General features: G+C 71.1%; 5 protein-coding genes. 3 read left to right on the top strand and 2 right to left on the bottom strand.

The features are described 5' to 3' along the window. Both DMH12_RS37085 and proC read left to right on the top strand, forming a co-directional pair. Positions 1-748: ABC transporter permease (locus DMH12_RS37085; RefSeq protein ID WP_148107587.1), on the top strand; the 748-nt coding region annotated here is incomplete at its 5' end. 150 nt (positions 749-898) lie between these two features. Then, positions 899-1,711, top strand: a complete 813-nt coding sequence (gene proC / locus DMH12_RS37080; RefSeq protein WP_125495679.1) for a pyrroline-5-carboxylate reductase — start codon at positions 899-901, stop codon at positions 1,709-1,711. A gap of 5 nt (positions 1,712-1,716) precedes the next feature. Here the strand turns inward: proC and DMH12_RS37075 are convergent, their stop codons facing one another. Then, positions 1,717-2,301 (bottom strand): cysteine hydrolase family protein, encoded by a 585-nt coding sequence (locus DMH12_RS37075; protein WP_125495678.1) that lies wholly within the window; start codon positions 2,299-2,301, stop codon positions 1,717-1,719. Between the two features lie 74 nt (positions 2,302-2,375). On the opposite strand from DMH12_RS37075, the gene DMH12_RS37070 reads away from it, so the two are divergent. Then, positions 2,376-3,380: a GlxA family transcriptional regulator gene (locus DMH12_RS37070; protein ID WP_125495677.1), complete on the top strand. Its 1,005-nt coding sequence runs from the start codon at positions 2,376-2,378 to the stop codon at positions 3,378-3,380. Here DMH12_RS37070 and trpS read toward each other — a convergent pair. Continuing rightward, positions 3,335-4,345: a tryptophan--tRNA ligase gene (trpS, locus tag DMH12_RS37065; RefSeq protein ID WP_125495676.1), complete on the bottom strand. Its 1,011-nt coding sequence runs from the start codon at positions 4,343-4,345 to the stop codon at positions 3,335-3,337. The genes DMH12_RS37070 and trpS overlap by 46 nt on opposite strands. Between the last annotated feature and the right edge of the window lie 576 nt (positions 4,346-4,921).

Genomic DNA, 4,921 nt, shown 5'->3' with positions numbered 1-4,921 from the left:
CACCCGCGCCCTGAGCCTCACCCGCACCACCGCCACCGCCGCCCGCGTCCTGCGCCAGCTCGGCCACGACCCCCGCACCATCGCGCTCCTGCTCCTGATCCCCTGCGTGATGCTGTTCCTGCTGCGCTACGTCTTCGACGGCAACCCGCGCACCTTCGACAACATCGGCGCCTCACTCCTCGGGATCTTCCCGCTGATCACGATGTTCCTGGTGACGTCCATCGCCACCCTGCGCGAGCGCACCTCCGGCACCCTCGAACGGCTCCTCGCCATGCCGCTCGGCAAAGCCGACCTCATCGCCGGCTACGCCCTCGCCTTCGGCGCCCTCGCCATCGTCCAGTCGGCCCTCGCGACCGGCCTCGCGGTCTGGTTCCTCGGCCTGGACGTCACGGGCAGCCCCTGGCTGCTCCTCCTCGTGGCCCTGCTGGACGCCCTCCTGGGCACCGCACTCGGCCTCTTCGTCTCGGCCTTCGCGGCCTCCGAGTTCCAGGCGGTGCAGTTCATGCCGGCGGTGATCTTCCCCCAGCTCCTCCTCTGCGGCCTCTTCACCCCGCGCGACGACATGCACCCCGCCCTGGAGGCCGTCTCCGACGTCCTGCCCATGTCCTACGCGGTCGACGGCATGAACGAGGTCCTCCGCCACACCGACATGACCGCGGCCTTCGTACGCGACGCCCTGATCGTCGCGGGCTGCGCCCTCCTGGTCCTGGCACTGGGAGCGGCCACCTTGAAACGCCGAACGGCATAGTTCAGCCCCTCCGGCGTTCGAGGACGAGGCCGTCCAGGCCGAAACGGGGGTCCGCCCACTGGACGCCCCACCCCACCCACCCCCGCGAATGCGAGGATGACGAAGACGGACGACACACCTCAGACAGGGCACCGGAGGGCACCGAAAGCCATGACCCAGAAAGTCGCAGTCCTCGGCACCGGAAAGATCGGCGAAGCCCTGCTCAGCGGCATGATCGGAGCCGGCTGGTCACCCGCCGACCTCCTGGTCACCGCCCGCCGCCAGGAGCGCGCCGACGAACTCCGCACCCGCTACGGAGTCACCCCCGTCACCAACGCCGAGGCCGCCAAGACCGCCGACACCCTCATCCTCACGGTCAAGCCGCAGGACATGGGCACGCTCCTCGACGAACTCGCCCCGCACGTCCCCGCCGACCGCCTGGTCATCAGCGGCGCGGCGGGCGTGCCGACCGGCTTCTTCGAGGAGCGCCTGGCCGCCGGCACCCCCGTGGTCCGCGTCATGACGAACACCCCGGCCCTCGTCGACGAGGCCATGTCCGTCATCTCCGCCGGCACCCACGCCACCGCCGGCCACCTCGCCCACGCGGAGGAGATCTTCGGCGCCGTGGGCAAGACCCTCCGCGTACCCGAGTCCCAGCAGGACGCCTGCACCGCCCTCTCCGGCTCCGGCCCGGCGTACTTCTTCTACCTGGTCGAAGCCATGACCGACGCCGGAATCCTCCTCGGCCTGCCCCGCGACAAGGCCCACGACCTGATCGTCCAGTCCGCCATCGGAGCCGCGAAGATGCTCCGCGACAGCGGCGAGCACCCGGTCAAACTCCGCGAGAACGTCACGTCCCCCGCCGGCACCACCATCAACGCCATCCGCGAACTGGAGAGCCACGGCGTCCGCGCCGCCCTCATCGCCGCCCTCGAGGCGGCCCGCGACCGCAGCCGCGAACTGGCCACCGGCACCAAGGACTGACGGGCTCACTCCGCCGCGCGCAGCACCTCCTCGGTCGTCACCACCCGCGCGAACCCGCCCCCGTGCAGCGACACCGCCGTCGCCCGCGCCAGCTCGTCCGCGCTCTGCCGCCAGCCGAAGGGCCCCTCGAGTCCGAAGGTGTACGTCGCGTCGAAGGCGACCACGACCTCGTACCCGAGGTTCCCGCCCATCCGTGCCGTCGTCTCGACGCACATGTTCGTCTGGATCCCGGCCACCACGATCTGCGAGATTCCCGCGTCCCGCAGCCAGGCCCCCAGATCCGGCGCCCCGAGGAACGCCGAGTTCACACTCTTCGTCACCAGCAGCTCGGCCCCGCCGCCCTTGCCGCGCCGCCGCTCGACGTACTCCTTGAACCCGTTGCCCTCGGACCCGGCCCGCAACGGCGACCCGGGCGTGACCGAGTCGTGCCGCACGAACACGACCGGCCGCCCGCTCGCCTGCCACCCGTCGATGAGCGCGGCGATGTTGTCGTCCGCCGACGGGTTGTTGCGCGTGCCCCAGTAGCCGGCCTCCTCGAATCCCTGCTGTACGTCCACGACGACCAGTGCTGCGTTCTGAGCGATGTCCATGCCCCGATCGTGCCGCCGGGCAGCACCTTTCCCCAGAGGTCGAAAAGCCACCGATCGATGGTTTACTGCCACCCATGGCACCCGAAGCCGCGGCCCCGCCCCGGCCCTACCGCGTAGCGCTCGTGGCCTTCCCCGGCATCAGGGCCTTCGACGTCTCCGTCATCACCGAGGTCTGGGGCACCGACCGCACCGACCGCGGCGCCCCCGCCTTCGACCTGCGCCGGGTCGCCGCCGACAGCGCGAACCCGGTCCCGATGCGCGGCGGCCTCGCCCTCCACCCCGACCGCGCCCTCGGCTGGCTGGACCGCGCCGACCTCGTCGTGGTCCCGGGCCTCGACGACCACCTCACCCCGGCGCCCGCCCCCGTCCTCGACGCCCTCCGCCGTGCCCACGCCCGCGGCACCACCGTCGCCGCCCTGTGCGGCGGCGCCTTCACCCTCGCCCAGGCCGGCCTGCTCGACGGCCGCCGGGCCATCACCCACTGGCGGCTGATCGACCTCCTGCGGACCCGCCACCCCCGCGTCACCGTGGTCCCCGACGCCCTCTTCATCGAGGACGACAACATCTGGACCGCCGCCGGCACGGCGGCCGGCATCGACCTCTGCCTCCACCTGGTCCGCCTGGCCCACGGCGCCGAAGCCGCCGCCACCATCGCCCGCTCGATGGTCACCGCCCCGTTCCGCACCGGCACCCAGGCCCAGTTCATCGAGCGGCCCACACCCCGGGCCGACCGTGACGCCGACACCCTCGCCGCCGTACGCGAACACGCCCTGCGCCACCTTCACGAGCCGCTCACGGTCGCCGACCTGGCCGCCCGCGCCGACATGTCCCCGCGTTCGTTCGCCCGTCACTTCACGGCCGAGACCGGCACCACCCCACTGCGCTGGCTCCTCGACCAGCGCGTCGCCGCCGCCCAGCGACTCCTCGAACGCACCGACCTGCCCATGCCCGAGGTCGCCCGCCGGGCGGGCTTCGGCAGCGAGGTCACGATGCGCCAGCACTTCGCATCGCGCCTCGCCACCAGCCCCCGCGCCTACCGGTCCGCGTTCACGGGCGGCAACAGCCCGATCGCCCGGTAGGCCGCGTCCACGGTCGGCCGGGCCATGCCCCGCGCCTTCTCCGCGCCCTGCCGCAGCACGCCCTCGACGTAACCGGGATCCGCGCACAGCTCCTGATGCCGCCGCCGCACGGGCCGCAGCACCTCGACCACGGCCTCCGCGGTGTCCTTCTTGAGCGCGCCGTACGAGTCGTACGCCTCAGCCAGCTCCGCCGGTTCACCACCCGTGCAGGCGGCGAGGATCTCCAGCAGGTTCGCGAGCCCGGGCCGCTCCTCCCGGTCGTACACGACGTCTCGCCCGCTGTCGGTCACCGCCCGCATGACCTTCTTCCGCACCACGTCCGGCTCGTCCAGCAGATAGACGATCCCGGGCCCGACGTCGTCGCTCTTCCCCATCTTCGAGGCCGGCTCCTGCAGATTCATCACCCGGGCCGCCACCGCCGGATTCGTGGCCCGCGGCACCACGAACGTGTGCCCGTACCGCTGGTTGAACCGCACCGCGAGATCCCGCGCCAGCTCCACGTGCTGCGTCTGGTCGTGCCCGACCGGCACATCGTCCGTTCCGTACGCCAGGATGTCCGCCGCCATCAGCACGGGATACGTCAGCAGCGACAGCCGCACACTCCCGCCCCGCTCCCGCTCCCGCGCGGCCTTCTCCTTGTACTGGATCATCCGCCGCATCTCCCCGTCGGTCGCGACGCACTCCAGTACGTACGACAGCCGGGCGTGCTCGTCCACATGACTCTGTACGAACACGGTGCACAGGCCGGGGTCCAGTCCCGCCGCCAGCAACAGCGACGCCGCCTGCCGGCTCAGTCTGCGCACCCGCGCCGGATCGTGGTCCACGGTCAGCGCGTGCAGGTCCACGACGCAGAAGAGCGCGTCGGACCGGTGCTGGTCCACCGCGGCCCACTGCCGCATGGCTCCCAGGTAGTTCCCCAGCGTCAGGTGCCCCGTCGGCTTGACCCCACTGAAGACCCGCGTCATCTCTCCACCTCCTGGTCAGGGCCGCCGCCACCCGCCGGCCGCCCCTCCTGGAGGGAGATACGAGAACGGCCGCCGAAGCGGCGGCCGTTGAGTGCATACGTGCGTACGGCCGCCGTCAGGCGGCCCGCCAGAGCTGGCTACACGTACGCGTCGTCATGAGCCCCACAGTACGCCCGCGACTGACGCCTGACCCGGATTTGACACGTCCGACCCGCGCTCGTAGTGTTCTCCGAGTTGTCCGACGTGAGCGCCGACTCCGGTCGGTCCCCGGACAGCGATTCCGCAAGTACCCACCACTCTTCGACGAACAGTCGATCCGTCGGTGCGCGTATTTTCGGAATGAGGAATCCACGTTCGAAAGGACGCGGCCCCCGATTAGCTCGGGAGCCGGGGAATCCGCTAGAGTCTCACCTCGTCGGAACGGCCCGAGGGCCGGGAAGACAACCCCTTCTGACGGGGAATCAGAGCCCGAAAGGATCTGATAGAGTCGGAGCCGCCGGAAAGGGAAACGCGAAAGCGGGAACCTGGAAAGCACCGAGGAAATCGGATCGGAAAGATCTGATAGAGTCGGAAACG

The sequence above is a fragment of the Streptomyces sp. WAC 04229 genome (genome assembly GCF_003947455.1).
Classification (GTDB): domain Bacteria; phylum Actinomycetota; class Actinomycetes; order Streptomycetales; family Streptomycetaceae; genus Streptomyces.
This window is presented reverse-complemented; position numbering and strand designations above follow the sequence as displayed.